We start from the raw sequence: 17,824 nt of genomic DNA on the forward strand, positions 1-17,824 counted from the left end.
GGAGTCACAATGGAACAGGTTGTAATTGTTGATGCGATCCGTACCCCGATGGGCCGTTCGAAAGGGGGCGCGTTTCGGAACGTGCGGGCAGAAGATCTCTCTGCACATTTAATGCGTAGCCTGCTGGCGCGTAATCCGGCGCTGGAGCCAACCGCGCTTGATGACATTTACTGGGGCTGTGTGCAACAAACGCTGGAGCAGGGTTTCAATATCGCCCGTAATGCCGCGCTGCTAGCGGAAGTTCCGCACTCCGTTCCGGCCGTCACGGTCAATCGCCTGTGCGGTTCGTCCATGCAGGCGCTGCACGATGCGGCACGCATGATCATGACTGGCGATGCTCAGGCGTGCCTGATTGGCGGCGTTGAGCATATGGGCCATGTGCCAATGAGCCACGGCGTTGATTTCCACCCGGGTATGAGCCGCAACGTGGCGAAAGCCGCAGGGATGATGGGCCTGACCGCGGAAATGCTCTCCCGCATGCACGGCATCAGTCGTGAAATGCAGGACGCTTTCGCCGCACGTTCACACGCTCGCGCCTGGGCTGCAACACAGTCTGGCGCTTTTAAAAACGAAATCATCCCGACCGGCGGTCATGATGCCGACGGCGTGCTGAAGCAGTTTAACTACGATGAGGTTATCCGTCCGGAAACGACCGTTGAAGCGCTCTCCACCCTGCGCCCAGCGTTCGATCCGGTGAACGGAACGGTGACTGCCGGTACCTCTTCTGCGCTCTCCGACGGCGCAGCGGCGATGCTGGTAATGAGCGAAAGCCGCGCCCGTCAACTGGGTCTGACGCCGCGTGCCCGTATTCGTTCGATGGCTGTTGTCGGCTGCGATCCGTCAATCATGGGTTACGGCCCGGTTCCGGCCTCAAAGCTGGCGCTGAAAAAAGCGGGGCTCTCCACCAGCGACATCGGCTTGTTTGAGATGAACGAAGCCTTTGCCGCTCAGATCCTGCCGTGTATTAAAGATCTGGGGCTGATGGAGCAGATCGATGAGAAGATCAACCTCAACGGCGGGGCGATCGCCTTGGGTCACCCGCTGGGCTGTTCTGGGGCGCGTATCAGCACCACCCTGCTCAACCTGATGGAACGCAAAGACGTGCAGTTTGGTCTGGCGACGATGTGTATCGGGTTAGGTCAGGGTATCGCAACGGTATTTGAGCGAGTTTAATCAAAGATAAATTCCCAAATAATTCGCGCTGCATCGCGGCAGCCACTGAGCGAATCCCCGGGAACATAGATAACTATGTGACCGGGGTGAGCGCAGGCAGCCCACAAAGAGGCAGTGTGAATTATGACGGGGAAAGGTTTAGTTGCCGTTCTTCCCGCCTGTCAGGGGCGGGTTTTTTATTTCCCTGAACTACCACGCACCACTAACTGCACCGGCAGCAGCAGATTCTCTTCCTGATTTTCTTCCAGCAGTAAACGCAGCGCTTCACGCCCCAGCTGTTTTTTATCAACCGCAATGGTAGTCAGCGGCGGATGTGACCAGGACGCAGCATCGATATCATCAAATCCCACCAGCGCAAGATCTTCCGGGATACGTATACCCTGCTGCGCACACACCTGCTGAACAACCATCGCTGCAGCGTCGTTATAGGCAAAAATGGCATCGGGCGGCTCTGGCAGTCTGAGTAGCTCATTAACCGCATCCACCAGAGATTGCTCGGTATCCAGCAGCGGCGGCGCAACGACATCGTACTCTGGCGGCATTAGCAAACGGGCTTCATACAATGCCTGACGGTAGCCCTTTTCACGCTGACGGATGCTGTAGTGCGCGAGCGTACTGGCAAGAAACGCAATGCGGCTGCGGCCTTGTGCAATCAGATGTTGCGTGGCCAGATAGCCGCCCAGAGTATTGTCAGGATTCACGCAAGGCAGTCCTGGCGCCCAGAGATCCACCAGCACCAGCGGCAATTTCATCTGTTGTAGCAGCCCAAGCAACTCAGGTTCAAAAAATCCCGCGCAGATCAGCGCATCAGGCTGGTGCAGCATCACCTGCTCACTTACTGCATCGCCTGGACCTATAGAGAGAAAGCTCAGCGCAACCCCCTTTTCGCGACACAGATCTTCTATCCCCAGCAGCAGTTGAGAATAAAACGGTAAAGCCCGGCTGATATTGTGCTGGCGATGCAGTAAAAACAGGACACGTTTGATTTTATCTGCGCGCAGGCGTGAAAAATCATAACCCTGCTGCTGCGCCACTGAAATAATGCGCTGCCGGGTCTCTTCACGCAGCCCCGGTTGCCCTTTTAGCGCGCGGGAAACAGCGCCAACCGAGACGCCACAAGCGTCGGCAATGTCTCTGATACGTACAGGTTTCGTCATTTCAGTCTCATGGATTTACTGTGGCTTGTTGCGCCCCCAGCCAGGCTGCGCCGCGTACGCCGCTGCTGTCGCCGTGGCGGGCCTGAACGATCGGTGTGCGACACTGTTTACCAAACACGTACTGCGCCACTCGCGCCTGTAAGCCTGAGTACAGTAAATCGATATTGGATACCCCGCCCCCCAGCACGATAACATCGGGATCGAGCATATTCACCACACTCGCCAACGCGCGAGCCAGTTGATCGCAATAGCGTTCCCACAACAAACAGGCGTCTGCATCACCTGATGCTACCCGTTGCATAATTTGTGGCACACCCATATGTTGCGCGGTGTGATTCATATACTGGCGCTCCAGGCCACTCCCCGAAATAAAGCTCTCAATACAGTTCAACTGTCCGCAATAGCATGTCACTTCAGCCCCGTCCCGAGATCCGTGGTAGCGCGGCAAGGCATTATGCCCCCACTCTCCGGCACAGGCGTTAGGGCCGGAGATCAACCGGTTCTCGATGCACAGACCACCGCCGCATCCGGTACCGAGGATCACGCCAAATACCACGCTATGCCCACGCCCACTACCGTCCATCGCTTCTGACAGGGTAAAGCAGTTGGCATCATTGGTAACGGGCACTGGCATTCCTAATGCACGCTCGAGATCTTGCGCAAAGGCCTGCTGATTCAGCACCAGAATGTTGGAATTCTTAATCAAACCTTCGCTATCCACCGCACCTGGCACCCCGACACCAACCGATAAAGGCTGATTAATGGCCTGCATAGCCCTGGCTATCATCTCCGTCACGGCCTGGAAAAAATCACCGTAACGCTGCTTTGGTGTCGCACATCGTTCTCGGTAAACAATTTCACCCGCGTTATCAATCACCACCGCTTCGATTTTAGTCCCGCCGATATCCAGTCCGAGCCTCATGGTTTTTCCTCATTTGCATCTCACAATGTGATGCGGTTTAGCTTGCCTATTTTGTTTACTAAACACATGGAGAGCTGTCACAAAAACTCAATTTATGTTTGAGTGACGGACATATTATGTTTACTAAAAAATAATTATGATGAGAAAGAGAGGCAATGACGCCGGGCCTGCGCCCTGCTAGTTGGAAGACAGATGATTGATGGATGCGCCGGAAGGGCTCCGGCGCACAGCGCTTAAATGAACGCGAAAGCGTCGCCAAACAGGCGATCTTCACGCGCACTGCGTTCATTACAGAACAGATCGCGCGCGATTTTGGCCATTTCAAAACGACCGGCAATATAGATATCGTGCTCCGCCAGGGTACCGTAATCCTGCAATACCGCCGTTAACACGGTTCCCGTACGACCACGCCAGCCGTCTTCTGGCTGTTCCACCACTGGCTCAACGCGCAGATTCGGGTGATTAACAGACAACGCTTCCAGTTCGGAGAGATCATAGAGATGCTTCTCTTCACGCCCACCCCAGTAAATGGTGATATCGCGGTTTGGATTACGTGCCAGCGCAGTAAGCAGAATGGAACGCACGTAAGAGAACCCTGTACCACCGGCAATCAGGATCAGCGGGCGCTCGTCTTCATCACGCAGCCAGGCTTCGCCATGCGGAATGTCGACCTTGATTTCCCGGTCTTTCAGAATGCGGTCCATCACAGCCATGGCATAAAGATTTAGCTCAGAGGCGCCAACGTGCAGCTCAATGAATCCTTGCTCGTCCGGCGTGGATGCCATGGAGAACGGACGCTTATCCCTTTCGTCCATCACGACCATTAAATACTGGCCAGCACGAAAGGAAAACGCCGCGTCTGGCACTAAACGAACGCGATATACGGTATCAGTGATAGCTTCTACCGAGGTCACTTTACAGCTTAAGGTTGTCATGCGCTCTCTCTGTCGGATCAATAGGCAAAACGATCGCGCCTCAGGCGCTTTTGCCGTCATTAAAGATGGCCAGTTCATCCCAAATTGCGTCAATACGCGCAGTTACTTCAGGATCTTTTTTAATCGGGCGTCCCCATTCGCGTTGGGTTTCGCCCGGCCATTTATTTGTGGCATCCAGCCCCATTTTTGAACCCAGGCCGGAAACCGGCGAGGCAAAGTCCAGGTAATCAATTGGCGTATTCTCTACCAGTACCGTATCCCGAGCCGGGTCCATACGGGTAGTAATTGCCCAAATCACATCATTCCAGTCGCGTGCATTGACATCATCATCGCAGACAATAACAAATTTGGTGTACATAAACTGGCGTAAAAACGACCAAACACCCATCATGACGCGTTTGGCATGACCAGCGTACTGTTTTTTCATCGTCACCACGGCCAGACGATATGAACAGCCTTCCGGAGGCAGGTAAAAATCGACGATTTCCGGGAACTGCTTTTGCAGAATAGGAACGAAAACTTCGTTCAGCGCCACACCAAGCACCGCGGGCTCATCAGGCGGACGTCCGGTATAAGTAGAGTGATAAATCGCCTCTTCACGCTGGGTAATGTGCGTGACGGTAAAGACCGGAAAGCTATCTACTTCGTTGTAGTAGCCGGTATGATCGCCATACGGCCCTTCCGGGGCCAGCTCACCCGGTTCGATATACCCTTCCAGCACGATTTCAGCACTGGCGGGCACTTCCAGATCGTTGGAAATACATTTGACCACTTCGGTCTTGGTGCCACGTAACAGCCCGGCAAATGCGTACTCGGATAATGTATCAGGGACGGGCGTCACGGCCCCCAGAATGGTCGCAGGATCTGCCCCCAACGCCACCGAAACCGGGAAGCGTTCGCCAGGATGCGCCGCACACCACTCCTGGTAATCGAGTGCGCCGCCGCGGTGGGACAGCCAGCGCATAATGAGCTTGTTTTTGCCAATCAGCTGCTGGCGATAAATACCCAGATTCTGCCGCTCTTTATGCGGACCACGCGTTACGGTTAGCCCCCAGGTAATCAGCGGTGCGGCATCTTCCGGCCAACAGGTCATAATCGGAATACGGTTTAAATCGACGTCATCACCGGAGTAGATTTTTTGCTGACAAGGCGCACCGCGCAACCGCTTAGTCGGCATGTTCAGCACCTGCTTAAACTGCGGCAGCTTATCAAACAGATCGCGGAATCCTTTAGGTGGCTCCGGCTCTTTCAAAAACGCCAACAGTTTACCGACTTCCCGTAGTGCCGAGACATCTTCCTGCCCCATCCCCATCGCAACACGCTTCGGTGTGCCAAACAGGTTACACAGCACCGGCATGGAATAGCCTTTAGGATTCTCAAACAGTAACGCAGGCCCGCCAGCACGCAGAGTGCGATCGGCAATTTCAGTAATTTCCAGGTGGGGATCCACCTCAAGCGAAATGCGTTTGAGCTCGCCCTGCTGTTCAAGCAGCGTCAGGAAGTCGCGTAAATCGTGATATTTCATGGCGTCCATTGTGGCCTCTTCGTAAGCGCTTCATTATACGGCGTTCATCATTGTGATGCTGTATTTTTGTTAAATTAGCGTGAACTCTGGCGATACATATAAGCCCTGGGAGTATATACCCGTTGGGTTTCAGCCTGCTTTGAGGCGGGTATAATTAACTTAACTCATGGCTTTTGCTATGCTAGCGCTCAGAACAAGCGAATAAGAGTTATTATGCAATCTTGGTATTTACTGTACTGCAAACGTGGGCAACTTCAGCGAGCCCAGGAACACCTGGAAAGACAGGCGGTGAACTGCCTGACGCCTATGATCACCCTGGAAAAAATGGTGCGCGGTAAACGTACCACAGTCAGTGAACCACTATTCCCTAATTACATGTTTGTCGAGTTCGACCCGGAAGTGATCCACACCACCACGATCAACGCCACGCGTGGTGTCAGCCATTTCGTTCGTTTTGGAGCGACGCCTGCGACCGTCCCATCCCCCGTTATTCACCAGCTTTCTATCTACAAGCCTGAAGGTATTGTTGACCCGCAAACCCCTCAGCCAGGGGACAGCGTGATTATTACTGAAGGGGCGTTTGAGGGACTGAAAGCGATCTTCACCGAACCGGATGGCGAAGCGCGTTCCATGCTGCTGCTTAACCTCTTGAATAAAGAGATTAAGCAGAGCGTGAAAAATACCGGTTTTCGAAAGATATAAGCCGTTTAGAAGGTCACTTCGAACAGCGTTCTGACGTTGGCATCAATGGTTGCTGACAGCCATTGAGGATCTTCCCCACGCCAGTGAGCAATTCGCTCAAGAATATGCGGCAGGTGCGCCGGTTCATTGCGACGTGACGTCGGTTTAGGCGTTAAGTCGCGAGGGAGTAGATAAGGTGCATCGGTTTCTATCAGCAGTCTTTCCACCGGAATAAACGGCAGCAGCTCCCGCAGTTCCATCCCCCGGCGTTCATCACAGACCCACCCGGTGATACCGATATAAAGCCCTCGGTCCACGCAGTCCTGCATCTCCTGGCGCGAACCAGTGAAACAGTGCAGCACCGCGCCTGGGAGGCTGTCCAGCCACGGCTCCAGCAACGTCAGAAAACGCGCATGCGCATCCCGACAATGCATGAAAATCGGCATCTGCAGTTCAGCAGCAATGCGCAGTTGCGCTTCAAAAGCACGTTCCTGCTCCTGCGGCGTGGAGAAATTGCGATTGAAATCCAGGCCGCACTCACCAATAGCGACTACCTTCGACTGGTTTGCCAGCGTGATAATCTCGTCTTCCGTTGAGGATTGCCATTGGCTGCTGTCATGCGGGTGCACACCAGCCGTGGACCAGCAATGCGGATAATGCTGCGCCAGCTTTAACGCCTGCTGGCTTTCGTGAAGGTTTGTGCCGGTCAGAAGCATACCGTTTACGCCCGCAGCAAAGGCGCGCGCCACGACCTCATCCCGGTCTTTCGCAAATTGTGAACTGGTTAAATTAACGCCAATATCAAACATGCTTCCTCCCATATGACAACCGCCCTGACGGGCGGTTGAATTTATTCTTCAGTTTTCTCGGTGGCTTCGGCTTCTTTTGCTTCTTCAGCCTCGTTGTCCTCATCTCTCGTACGTCGCTTACCGACATAGAAACGAGAGAAGAAAACACCCACCTCGAACAGGCAGTACATCGGTATCGCCAACAACGTTTGCGAGAAGACATCTGGCGGGGTCAGTAGCATCCCAACAACAAAGGCTCCCACCACAACATAAGGACGTTTTTTGCGTAAATCATCTGGCGTCGTAATGCCCATCCAGCATAGCAGCACGATGGCGACAGGCACCTCAAAAGAGACACCGAAAGCCATAAATAGCGCCATTACAAAGCTGAGATAGCTGGCAATGTCCGTTGATACCTGCACGCCTTGCGGAGCCGTGTTGGCCAGAAAACCAAACGCCAACGGGAAGACAACAAAATAGGCGAATGCCATGCCGATGTAGAACAACAACGAACTGGAGACCAGCAGCGGAACAACCAGACGGCGTTCATGTTTATATAACGCTGGCGCAATAAATGCCCACACCTGGTAGAGGATCACTGGCGCTGACAGGATCAGCGATACCATGAAGGTCAACTTGATTGGGGTAAAGAACGGCGAAGCCACATCGGTGGCGATCATCGTTGCACCCTGCGGCATCTGTTTAATCAACGGCGCCGCGACCATATGGTAAATGTCGTTGGCAAAGTAAACCAACGCCAGAAAGATCACGATTACCGCAATGATGCAGTTCAGGAGTCGCTTACGCAGCTCAATAAGATGCGTGATGAGCGGTTGGGTATCTTCTACAGCCATGTTTACGGTTTATCACTCGACGAGGGGGAGGATTCGGCAACAGGTGCGACAGCTTTCTTTTCTGCATCCATTAACGTAGCGGAAGTGTTTTCCGTTGGCTCTGGCGTTTTAGCACCCGTGGATTCCGGTTTTTGCTCCGGCGAACTGGCCTGGTTTTCAGCGGCAGCAGGGGTGACCCCTTCTCGCTGCGCTTCAGCTTCTTTCACCACCGGATTATGGATAGTGTGCGCTTCATCGCTCTCTTTCTCAGGATCGTGCACACTGTAAGAACGCTTCATCGACTCTGCCGCTTCACGCAGCTCATCCATTGAGGCTTTCAACTCCGGGGTCAGATTTGTCAGGCTCGCTTTCTCTACTTTCTTCAGGCTGTCCTGAAACTCCTGAAGCTTAAGCTCCTGGGTCAGTTCATTCTGAACAGTAGTTGCCAGGGAACGCAAAGCACGAACCCAGCCAGCAACCGTTTTTACCGCTACAGGTAATCGTTGCGGCCCCAGGACGATGAGGCCGATCACGAACACCAATAACAGTTCGCTAAAACCGATATCAAACACGGATTATACCTGCTCTTTATCTTGGCTTTTGGCGTCTTCTTTTTTCACTTCGCCCTGCTTATCGGTAATGGATTTAGCAGTAAAATCAGCGTCCTGGCTGGTTTTATCTTGCTTTGGCTCATCATCACCCATTGCTTTTTTGAAGCCTTTAATCGACGCGCCAAGATCGGAACCGATGGAGCCGAGTTTCTTGGTGCCAAATAGCAGTACAACGATGACGGCAATGATCAACAACTGCCAAATACTGATACCACCCATACATGTTCCTCTGTCATAGATGATGAATTAATAAGGCCGTAGTATACGTTACACGACCTGCCTAGGGCGATGAAAAATTCAGCGCATTTTGCGCCAGCCGATCAACCAGGCTAAGACACCGCCGGCCATTAACCAGCCCGGCATAAGCCCCCACTCAGGACGGCTTACCAGCAGGAATGTTCCACTGAGCAACAATGTTGCACCAATGCCCAATAAATAACGGGATTGTCCCTGACGTACATGATTCGCGTGAAGCTCGCGGGCAATCTTATCAACACTGTGCTGTAAATATTTGCCCTGGCGCAAACTGTCATACACCAGTTCAGGTATTTCTGGCATTTTTTCGACCCAGAACGGTGCTTTTTCTTTAAATGCCCTAACAAGCGCCGGAATACCGACCTGATCTTTGATCCAGGATTCGAGGAAAGGCTTGGCCGTTTTCCACAAATCTAACTGCGGGTAGAGCTGTCGTCCGACACCTTCAACGTACAGCAGAGTCTTCTGTAGCAATACCAGTTGAGGCTGAACTTCCATATTGAATCGGCGCGCTGTGTTGAACAGATTTAACAGCACATGGCCAAAGGAAATCTCCGCCAGCGGTTTTTCGAAAATCGGCTCGCACACGGTACGAATGGCAAATTCAAACTCTTCTACGTTGGTATCCGGCGGAACCCAGCCAGAATCCACATGCAGTTCAGCAACTTTGCGGTAGTCGCGGTTAAAGAACGCGATGAAGTTTTCAGCCAGATAACGCTTATCTTCTTTGTTTAAAGAACCCACAATCCCACAATCAATACCAATGTATTTCGGGTTTTCAGGATGCTCATAACTCACGAAAATGTTCCCAGGGTGCATATCCGCATGGAAAAAGCTGTCGCGGAATACCTGAGTAAAGAAGACCTGAACACCGCGTTCAGCCAGCAGCTTCATATTGGTGCCGTTCTTCTCAAGCGAGGTGACATCTGAAACGGGAATACCGTAAATGCGCTCCATCACCATCATGTTCTGACTGCAATAGTCAGAGTACACTTCCGGGATGTACAGCATTGGGCTGTCTTCAAAATTACGTCGCAGCTGAATCGCGTTCGCCGACTCGCGCAGCAGATTCAGCTCATCAATCAACGTTTTTTCATATTCACGGACCACTTCTGTTGGTCGCAGGCGGCGGCCGTCTGGCATCAGGCGAGGTACCCAGCGGGCAAGGCGGTAGATCAGTTTCAAATCCGCTTTAATTACCGGCAGTATGTCCGGGCGGATAACTTTGATCACCACCTCTTTCCCATTCGATTTCAGTCGCGCGGTGTGAACCTGAGCAATAGACGCGGATGCCAGCGGTGTGATCTCAAAATCATCAAACCATTCTTCGACGGGCAGCCCCCCCATCGCCTCTTCGATTTGTTCTTTCGCTCTTTGCCCATCGAATGGGGCTACCCGATCCTGCAATAGCGCTAGCTGATCGGCGATGTGCGGCGGGAAAAGATCACGGCGGGTAGAGAGCATTTGCCCGAACTTAATCCACACCGGGCCGAGCTCCTGTAAAGCCAGTCTCAGCCGTTCTCCCAGCGGTTTGTCTTTATGTCGGTTGGGCATCCAGAACAGCGTGTAACGCCACAACCGGAGCGGCAGCGTGATACGCATTTTGGGGATGAGTTCATCAAGACCGTAGCTTAAAAAAGTGCGAATGATGAAATAAAGGCGCCGTACTTCACCTGGCGTCATTTGGCCTCCAGTTTTTCCAGCCGTTTGGCCAGAGATTCGACCGCACGCTCAACGGCTGCCGTTTCTTCTGCAAACCATGCAACCTCAAGCGGACCTGGAGCCATACGCCACTCTTCGGTGATCGCTTCGGCAACATAGCGCTGCTGGCGTTGAATGTTGTGGCACAGGAACTTCGCTCCACCACGCAAAACTTTGCTGACCCCTTCCGCGACGATATCGCCGGTATAGGGGGCTAACAGTTCTGCGGGATCAAACTCCGCCAGATCGGCCAACGCGACAAAATTCTGTACCACCTGGATATCGCCCTGAACCTCCAGCTCACCACTGCGGATAAGCGTGGTGAGTTGCTGCCGGTCGCGTAATTTCGGTAACACGCTGGCATGTGTGATTACGGTGCAATCGGCTTCGCCTTCCCATGCCCCCAGCACATCGACCTGGCGCTCACTAAACACCAGCACTAACGGTGTTGAAAATCCTTTGAGCTCAACACGCAGCACTTTGCCCTGTAAACGCGTTCTGGCTGACTTGAGCGCAGGAGAACGATACAGAAAGGTGTTAAGCAAATTTTCAACGCCGGCGGTCACTAAGGGTTTTAAAGGCATCCCCAATCTCCTGTCAGAACTTGTAACCACGATGCAGCGCAACGACACCTGCCGTCAGGTTGTAGTAATCAACGCTTTCGAACCCGGCATCTTGCATCATTGCTTTTAAGGTGTCCTGATCGGGATGCATGCGGATGGACTCCGCCAAATAGCGATAACTGTCTGCATCGCTTGCCACCATAGAACCAATGCGCGGCAAAACGTGGAAAGAGTATGCGTCGTAGGCTTTGCTCAGCGGTTCGATAATCGGCTTGGAGAACTCCAGCACCAGTAGACGTCCGCCCGGCTTCAACACGCGATACATAGATCGTAATGCTTTGTCTTTATCCGTTACGTTGCGCAGACCGAAAGAGATGGTGATGCAGTCAAACGTGTTGTCTGGGAAAGGTAATGCTTCCGCATTCGCCTGAACGTACTCAACGTTACCCACGACGCCGATATTACGCAGCTTTTCACGACCCATTTTGAGCATTGAGTCGTTGATATCCGCCAGCACAACTTTGCCAGTTTCGCCTACCATGCGAGAGAATTTCGCCGTCAGATCGCCCGTACCGCCCGCCAAATCGAGAACGGTTTGCCCGCGACGCACGCCACTGCAGTCAATGGTGAAGCGCTTCCACAAACGATGAATGCCAAATGACATTAAGTCATTCATAACGTCATATTTAGACGCCACAGAATGAAAAACGTGGGCCACCATGTCAGCTTTCTGCTCTTTAGCGACGGTCTGAAAGCCAAAGTGCGTCGTTTCTTGTGAATTATCCACCATCTCAGTGCCTGCTCATCCAAAAAATGTTCAAGAAGTGTAACAGATTGGGCCAATTTGCCCTACCCTTCTGCCCGGTTCAACTACCCCAAACGGACTAGTTTGATTGCTGGTTTACCGCTTCATCATCAGGGTAAGGTTCATCCTGCTGCGTTTCAGGAACCGAACGCAAGCGGTACTCTTCATCCTGCGTAGTGGCTTGTTCAGCCAGTTCAGGATTAATCTCGCGCTTAATTTCCACGCCTAAACTGCGAAACGCTTCTGCCTGTGACAGGACGTTTCCACGGCCTGAAGAGAGTTTTTTCATCGCCTGTCGGTAGTTATCCTGAGCTTTATCCAGGCTTTGGCCAATTGCCGACATATCATCCACAAACAAACGCATCTTGTCATAAAGTTTGCTGGCCCGATCGGCAATCTGTTGCGCATTACGACTCTGATGCTCGTAGCGCCACAAGTTGGCAATCGTGCGCAATGCCACCAACAACGTGGTAGGGCTAACCAGCATAATGTTATTTTTAAGGGCTTCGGTAATCAGTTCAGGCTGTCTATCGAGCGCCAGTAAAAAAGCAGGCTCAACGGGGATAAACATCAGCACATAGTCAAGTGTGCGCAGCCCAGGAAGCTGCTGATAGTCTTTGCGCCCCAGCAGACGGATATGGTTTCGTACCGAGGCGATGTGCTCCTGCAACGCGCTCTCGCGGGTGTATTCATCTTCAGCATTAAAATAGCGTTCATAGGCGACCAGCGTCATTTTCGCGTCGATCACCACATCTTTGCCCTGCGGTAACCGGACGATGACATCTGGCTGCATCCGCGAACGGGCATCGTTCTCAATGCTGACCTGGGTTTCGTATTCATAGCCTTCGCGCAGACCGGAAGCCTCAAGCACCCGCGTGAGTACGACCTCGCCCCAGTTGCCCTGCGTTTTGTTATCGCCTTTTAATGCCCGCGTCAGGTTTACCGCTTCCTGCGCCATCTGCGCGTTCAGTTGCTGCAGATTACGAATTTCGTGCGCCAGAGTATGGCGTTCTTGCGCCTCTTTACCAAAGCTATCCTGAACCTGGCGTCGAAAACCGTCCAGTTGTTCGCGAAGCGGTGTAAGCAGGCTGTTCAGGCTTTGGCGATTTTGCTCGTCTACACGACGGTTGCTGTGCTCGAAAATACGGTTCGCCAGATTTTCAAACTGTTCGCTCAGACGCTGTTCGCTGTTGATCATCTGGCGGATTTTATCTTCCGCATGCTGCTGCGTCGCTTCCAGTCGGGTAGTGACTTCACGAAGATCGGCTTCAAGAGAGGTGTTGATGCTGTGCAGGCTGCGCAATTCGTTATTGAGTAGTTCGCACTCATCGCGCCAGTGGGCTTCCTGTGAGAGCTGCTGGCGGGCGGCGCTTAGCGCAATATCCAGTTCGCGTCGTTCTTCGATGAGGTCGGCACGGATCCGATCGGCGTGCGCTTTTGTTGCTAGCCACCCCACCAGCAGCCCTGCGGCTAACGCCAGCACGGCACTCATCATAATTGAAATATCCACAACGCCCCCTTACAGCAACGACTTACCCGCACAAAATAGAATTGTGCTGTATAAACGTCCAGTTTAAAAGGAATTTCCTGCGAGGCACTACGCAAAATAAAAAGGCCGAACGCGTCGGCCTTTTTGAATAGACGGGAGAATTACAGTAAACGACGCGCAGCTTCCACCACGATTTTCACCGCGTGGCTTTCTGTTTGTTTCATCGTTTCCGCATTAGGGATCTCTTGCTGAGTACGGTTCACGATAACCCCCGCGACCATACCTGCACGCAGACCCTGGCTTGCGCACATGGTGAGCAGCGTAGCAGATTCCATTTCGTAGTTCATGACACCCATAGACTGCCACTCTTCCATTGAGCCTTTGAAACGGCTCACTACGCGACCAGAGAAGGTGTCATAACGCTCCTGGCCCGGATAGAAGGTATCAGAAGACGCGGTAACGCCTACGTGGGTGGTGGCGCCGATAGATTTCGCCGCTTCCACCAGCGCGGTGGTGCACTCGAAGTCCGCGACGGCCGGGAATTCCATTGGCGCGAAGTGCAGGCTTGCACCGTCCAGACGGACAGATGCTGTGGTGACCAGTACATCACCTACGTTGATATGTGGCTGGATGGCGCCAGTCGTACCGATACGCAGGAAGGTACGAATGCCCAGCTGTGCCAGTTCTTCTACGGCAATAGAGGTTGACGGACCGCCGATACCGGTAGAGCAAACGATCACGGCTTTACCATCCAGCTCAGCACGCCAGGTAGTGAACTCGCGATGAGATGCCAGCTTAACCGGCTTATCCATCAGCGCGGCGATCTTTTCCACACGCTCCGGGTCGCCAGGGACGATAGCGAGCTGAGCCCCTTGTAAATCGTTCTTAGTGAGGCCGAGATGAAAAACATCAGACTTAGACATAAAAACTCCTCTGTGAATCGGTTTTGTCAGAAGAAGCAAAAACACACTTTACCGAAGGCATGAACATATTTTCGTGACAGTAATCACTATGATGTAAATCAATTGCATTCCATTACCATAAAATAGTGACTTGAATCACATAAATGATGCGATGTAAGGAAGCCCTGCACAAAAGATAGACCGTTTAAGGCAATGTGGTTCGTTGCATGTGTCTATAGTTAACAATGCGCTTTTTGGCTGAATATTTAAGGGTACGGAGAATACCATGACAACACGACAATCTGGCTTTGCACCTGCTGTATCTCCACCGACGTCTACCACGGTTCACACTCCGGATAACGCCATTATCGCCGGTGTAACGTCCATACCTTCACAAGGCGATGATATGCCAGCGTATCACGCACGACCAAAACAGTCCGATGGCCCGCTGCCTGTGGTCATTGTCGTGCAGGAGATTTTTGGCATTCATGAACACATTCGTGACGTTTGCCGCCGTCTGGCTCTGGAAGGGTATCTGGCTATCGCACCAGAGCTCTATTTTCGTGAAGGCGATCCCAATGACTTTGCCGATATCCCCACGTTGCTCAGCAGCCTTGTCGCCAAAGTGCCTGACTCTCAGGTATTGGCCGATCTGGATCACGTCGCCAGTTGGGCTTCTCGTAACGGAGGAGATGCCCACCAGTTGATGATCACCGGATTTTGCTGGGGTGGACGCATCACCTGGCTGTATGCAGCTCATAATCCGCAGTTAAAAGCGGCGGTAGCGTGGTATGGCAAACTGGTGGGCGATAAAACCCTCAACTCACCGAAACATCCTGTTGATATCGCGACCGATCTTAACGCCCCCGTTCTGGGACTTTATGGCGGCCAGGACACCAGTATTCCGCAAGATACCGTTGAAACAATGCGTCAGGCGCTACGCGCCGCCAATGCAAAAGCGGAAATCGTGGTCTATCCCGATGCCGGACATGCGTTTAACGCCGATTATCGTCCGAGCTATCACGAAGAGTCCGCAAAAGATGGCTGGCTGAGAATGCTGGAGTGGTTCACACAATACGGCGGGAAGAAATAAACGTTAATTGCCCGGCGGCGACTACACCTTACCGGGCCTACAACTCTTGCTATTTCCTGTAAGCCGGGTAAGCGCTTGCGCTTCCCGGCCACCGGCTCTGAATTACGCCTGACGCAGGTTCTGCGCAGCTTTGACCATGTTCGCCAGCGCGGCGCGGGTTTCCGGCCAACCGCGCGTTTTCAGGCCGCAGTCCGGGTTGACCCACAGACGCTCGGCCGGAATACGCTGCTCGGCTTTCTTCAGCAGGGCTTCAATCCACTCCACGCTCGGGACGTTCGGCGAGTGAATATCGTATACGCCCGGCCCGATTTCGTTCGGATAGTCGAACTCTTCAAACGATTCCAGCAGCTCCATATCAGAGCGTGAAGTCTCAATGGTGATCACGTCCGCGTCCAGCGCCGCAATGGAGTCCATGATGTCGTTGAACTCGCAGTAACACATGTGGGTGTGGATCTGGGTTTCATCCTTCGCCACCGCCGCGTTAATGCGGAAGGCTTCCACGCCCCACTCCAGATACGCCGCCCAGTCGCTGCGGCGCAGCGGCAGACCTTCGCGCAGTGCCGGTTCGTCAATCTGGATGATGCCAATACCCGCCGCTTCCAGATCCGCTACCTCATCACGCAGCGCCAGCGCAATCTGCTTAGCGATGGTTTCACGCGTCACGTCTTCACGCGGGAATGACCAGCAGAGAATGGTCACCGGACCGGTCAACATGCCTTTTACCGGTTTGTCGGTCAGCGACTGGGCATACTTCGCCCACTCCACGGTGATCGCTTCCGGGCGGCTGACATCGCCAATAACCACCGGTGGTTTCACGCAGCGAGAGCCGTAGCTCTGCACCCAACCATTCTGGGTAAAGACGAATCCGTCCAGGTGCTCGCCAAAATATTCCACCATGTCGTTACGTTCGGCTTCACCGTGCACCAGCACGTCGAGCCCCAGACGTTCCTGTTCAACAATCGCCTGTTTGATATGTTCCGCGATACCGGTGCGGTAGTTACTTGCATCCAGGTTGCCCTTTTTGAAGTCCAGACGCAGGCCGCGAATTTCCGTGGTTTGCGGGAATGAGCCGATAGTGGTGGTCGGCCATGCCGGCAGATTAAAGCGGGCACGCTGCGCTTCGGCGCGAACCGGGTAAGCGTTGGCACGTTGGCTGTCCTGGGCGGTGATCGCCGCCAGACGTTTTTCCACTGCGGCGTTGTGTACGCGGGTAGAGTGACGACGAGCCTGGATCGGTGCGCTCCACGCCACAATTGCCGCCGTATCACCGCTGTTCAACGCATCACGCAGCAGCGCCAGCTCGCCGCATTTTTGTAGGGCGAAGGCAAACCAGCTCTTCACTTCTGCATCAAGGCGGGTTTCCACGCTGAGATCGATTGGGCTGTGCAGCAAGGAGCAGGAAGAAGCTACCCACAGGTCACGTTTCCCGACGATATCTTTAATTTGCGCGTATTTTTCGCTGAGATCGGCACGCCAGACGTTGCGACCGTTCACCAGCCCCGCTGACAGCAACCAGTCGGCAGGCAGACGCTTGTGCAGCTCGGCCACATCATCTTTACCGTGCACGAAGTCAACGTGCAGCCCCTGCACCGGCAGCGCGGTAATGGTATCCAGGTTTGGCGTTACGCCTTCGAAGTAGGTGGTCAGCAGCAGCTTTACCTGACCCGTCAGCGCGTCATACGCCGGTTTGAAGGCGTTCAGCCAAACCTGAGGCAGCTCCAGCACCAGAGCCGGTTCATCAATCTGCACCCACTCAATACCGCGTTTCGCCAGCTCAGCCAGCACCTGCTGGTAAACCGGCAGAATATCGTTCAACAGGCTCAGGCGGTCAAACTGTTCGCCCTTCACTTTCCCCAGCCACAGGTAAGTTACCGGTCCCAGCAGCACAGGTTTCACCTTGTGACCGAGCGCCAACGCTTCATCCACTTCATCTAACAGTTGGGTCCAGGTCAGTTTGAACTGCTGACCTTTGGTAAACTCTGGCACCATGTAGTGATAGTTGGTGTTAAACCATTTGGTCATTTCTGCCGCCGCCGCGGGCTCCCCGGTTGGTGCGCGGCCACGGCCAATGCGGAATAAGGTATCGATATCGACCGAGCCGTCTTTATTTTGATGACGAGCCGGAACGTTGCCGAGCAGCAGGCTGGTGGTCAGCACGTGATCGTACCAGGCAAAATCGCCCACCGGCAGCAGGTCAACGCCCGCCTGCTTCTGCTGATCCCAGTGACGGGCACGCAGCTCGCGGCCAACGGTTAGCAAATCTTCACAGGAAGAATTTCCCGCCCAGTAGCTTTCTTGCGCTTTTTTCAGCTCGCGACGCAGGCCAACGCGAGGGAAACCGAGGGTGTGATTAAGTATTGTCATTTTTCTTCCTCTAATTATATGTAAATC

17 protein-coding genes are annotated in these 17,824 nt (G+C 53.4%); 3 read left to right on the top strand and 14 right to left on the bottom strand.

Going from position 1 to position 17,824, the window contains the following annotated elements; all coding sequences use genetic code 11:
* Positions 1–9: 9 nt before the first annotated feature.
* The gene (gene fadA / locus GPJ68_RS24305) at positions 10–1,173 is read left to right on the top strand and encodes an acetyl-CoA C-acyltransferase FadA (protein WP_016155148.1); all 1,164 of its coding nucleotides are present in this window, start codon (positions 10–12) and stop codon (positions 1,171–1,173) included.
* A gap of 176 nt (positions 1,174–1,349) precedes the next feature.
* Here fadA and GPJ68_RS24310 read toward each other — a convergent pair whose 3' ends face one another.
* The 4 genes from GPJ68_RS24310 to ubiD all read right to left on the bottom strand — a co-directional run bounded on the left by GPJ68_RS24310 (position 1,350) and on the right by ubiD (position 5,721).
* Positions 1,350–2,330 carry a LacI family DNA-binding transcriptional regulator gene (locus GPJ68_RS24310; RefSeq protein WP_047416482.1) on the bottom strand — a complete coding sequence of 327 codons (981 nt, stop codon included), beginning with the start codon at positions 2,328–2,330 and terminating at the stop codon, positions 1,350–1,352.
* Between the two features lie 7 nt (positions 2,331–2,337).
* Positions 2,338–3,252 carry an ROK family protein gene (locus GPJ68_RS24315; protein WP_019078422.1) on the bottom strand — a complete coding sequence of 305 codons (915 nt, stop codon included), beginning with the start codon at positions 3,250–3,252 and terminating at the stop codon, positions 2,338–2,340.
* Positions 3,253–3,485: 233 nt separating this feature from the next.
* On the bottom strand, positions 3,486–4,187 hold the full coding sequence (fre, locus tag GPJ68_RS24320; protein WP_003828903.1) for an NAD(P)H-flavin reductase: 702 nt from the start codon (positions 4,185–4,187) through the stop codon (positions 3,486–3,488).
* A gap of 40 nt (positions 4,188–4,227) precedes the next feature.
* Positions 4,228–5,721 carry a 4-hydroxy-3-polyprenylbenzoate decarboxylase gene (gene ubiD / locus GPJ68_RS24325; RefSeq protein WP_016155145.1) on the bottom strand — a complete coding sequence of 498 codons (1,494 nt, stop codon included), beginning with the start codon at positions 5,719–5,721 and terminating at the stop codon, positions 4,228–4,230.
* 204 nt (positions 5,722–5,925) lie between these two features.
* Between ubiD and rfaH the strand changes: the two genes are divergently transcribed.
* Positions 5,926–6,414 (top strand): transcription/translation regulatory transformer protein RfaH, encoded by a 489-nt coding sequence (rfaH, locus tag GPJ68_RS24330; RefSeq protein WP_047358740.1) that lies wholly within the window; start codon positions 5,926–5,928, stop codon positions 6,412–6,414.
* A gap of 5 nt (positions 6,415–6,419) precedes the next feature.
* Here rfaH and tatD read toward each other — a convergent pair whose 3' ends face one another.
* From tatD to udp, 9 genes are all read right to left on the bottom strand, one after another.
* Positions 6,420–7,202, bottom strand: a complete 783-nt coding sequence (tatD, locus tag GPJ68_RS24335) for a 3'-5' ssDNA/RNA exonuclease TatD (RefSeq protein WP_049269820.1) — start codon at positions 7,200–7,202, stop codon at positions 6,420–6,422.
* Between the two features lie 41 nt (positions 7,203–7,243).
* On the bottom strand, positions 7,244–8,035 hold the full coding sequence (gene tatC / locus GPJ68_RS24340) for a Sec-independent protein translocase subunit TatC (protein ID WP_016155142.1): 792 nt from the start codon (positions 8,033–8,035) through the stop codon (positions 7,244–7,246).
* A gap of 2 nt (positions 8,036–8,037) precedes the next feature.
* On the bottom strand, positions 8,038–8,586 hold the full coding sequence (gene tatB, locus GPJ68_RS24345) for a Sec-independent protein translocase protein TatB (RefSeq protein WP_016155141.1): 549 nt from the start codon (positions 8,584–8,586) through the stop codon (positions 8,038–8,040).
* A gap of 3 nt (positions 8,587–8,589) precedes the next feature.
* Complete coding sequence (gene tatA / locus GPJ68_RS24350; protein ID WP_003017888.1) at positions 8,590–8,844, bottom strand: Sec-independent protein translocase subunit TatA; 255 nt, start codon at positions 8,842–8,844, stop codon at positions 8,590–8,592.
* 78 nt (positions 8,845–8,922) lie between these two features.
* Positions 8,923–10,563, bottom strand: coding sequence for a ubiquinone biosynthesis regulatory protein kinase UbiB (gene ubiB, locus GPJ68_RS24355; protein ID WP_016155140.1), 1,641 nt, complete (start codon positions 10,561–10,563; stop codon positions 8,923–8,925).
* Positions 10,560–11,165 carry a ubiquinone biosynthesis protein UbiJ gene (ubiJ, locus tag GPJ68_RS24360; RefSeq protein WP_016155139.1) on the bottom strand — a complete coding sequence of 202 codons (606 nt, stop codon included), beginning with the start codon at positions 11,163–11,165 and terminating at the stop codon, positions 10,560–10,562. The genes ubiB and ubiJ overlap by 4 nt, the downstream gene beginning before the upstream one ends.
* A 13-nt stretch (positions 11,166–11,178) precedes the next feature.
* Positions 11,179–11,934 carry a bifunctional demethylmenaquinone methyltransferase/2-methoxy-6-polyprenyl-1,4-benzoquinol methylase UbiE gene (gene ubiE / locus GPJ68_RS24365; protein ID WP_003017897.1) on the bottom strand — a complete coding sequence of 252 codons (756 nt, stop codon included), beginning with the start codon at positions 11,932–11,934 and terminating at the stop codon, positions 11,179–11,181.
* A gap of 94 nt (positions 11,935–12,028) precedes the next feature.
* Positions 12,029–13,459 (bottom strand): DNA recombination protein RmuC, encoded by a 1,431-nt coding sequence (rmuC, locus tag GPJ68_RS24370; RefSeq protein ID WP_019078423.1) that lies wholly within the window; start codon positions 13,457–13,459, stop codon positions 12,029–12,031.
* A gap of 140 nt (positions 13,460–13,599) precedes the next feature.
* The gene (gene udp, locus GPJ68_RS24375) at positions 13,600–14,361 is read right to left on the bottom strand and encodes a uridine phosphorylase (RefSeq protein ID WP_006686084.1); all 762 of its coding nucleotides are present in this window, start codon (positions 14,359–14,361) and stop codon (positions 13,600–13,602) included.
* Positions 14,362–14,626: 265 nt separating this feature from the next.
* On the opposite strand from udp, the gene GPJ68_RS24380 reads away from it, so the two are divergent.
* Positions 14,627–15,433 carry a dienelactone hydrolase family protein gene (locus GPJ68_RS24380; RefSeq protein ID WP_016155137.1) on the top strand — a complete coding sequence of 269 codons (807 nt, stop codon included), beginning with the start codon at positions 14,627–14,629 and terminating at the stop codon, positions 15,431–15,433.
* Positions 15,434–15,535: 102 nt separating this feature from the next.
* Here the strand turns inward: GPJ68_RS24380 and metE are convergent, their stop codons facing one another.
* Complete coding sequence (gene metE / locus GPJ68_RS24385) at positions 15,536–17,797, bottom strand: 5-methyltetrahydropteroyltriglutamate--homocysteine S-methyltransferase (RefSeq protein ID WP_049042346.1); 2,262 nt, start codon at positions 17,795–17,797, stop codon at positions 15,536–15,538.
* Positions 17,798–17,824 lie beyond the last annotated feature (27 nt).

This window comes from Citrobacter sp. 172116965 (assembly GCF_013458095.1).
Classification (GTDB): domain Bacteria; phylum Pseudomonadota; class Gammaproteobacteria; order Enterobacterales; family Enterobacteriaceae; genus Citrobacter; species Citrobacter braakii.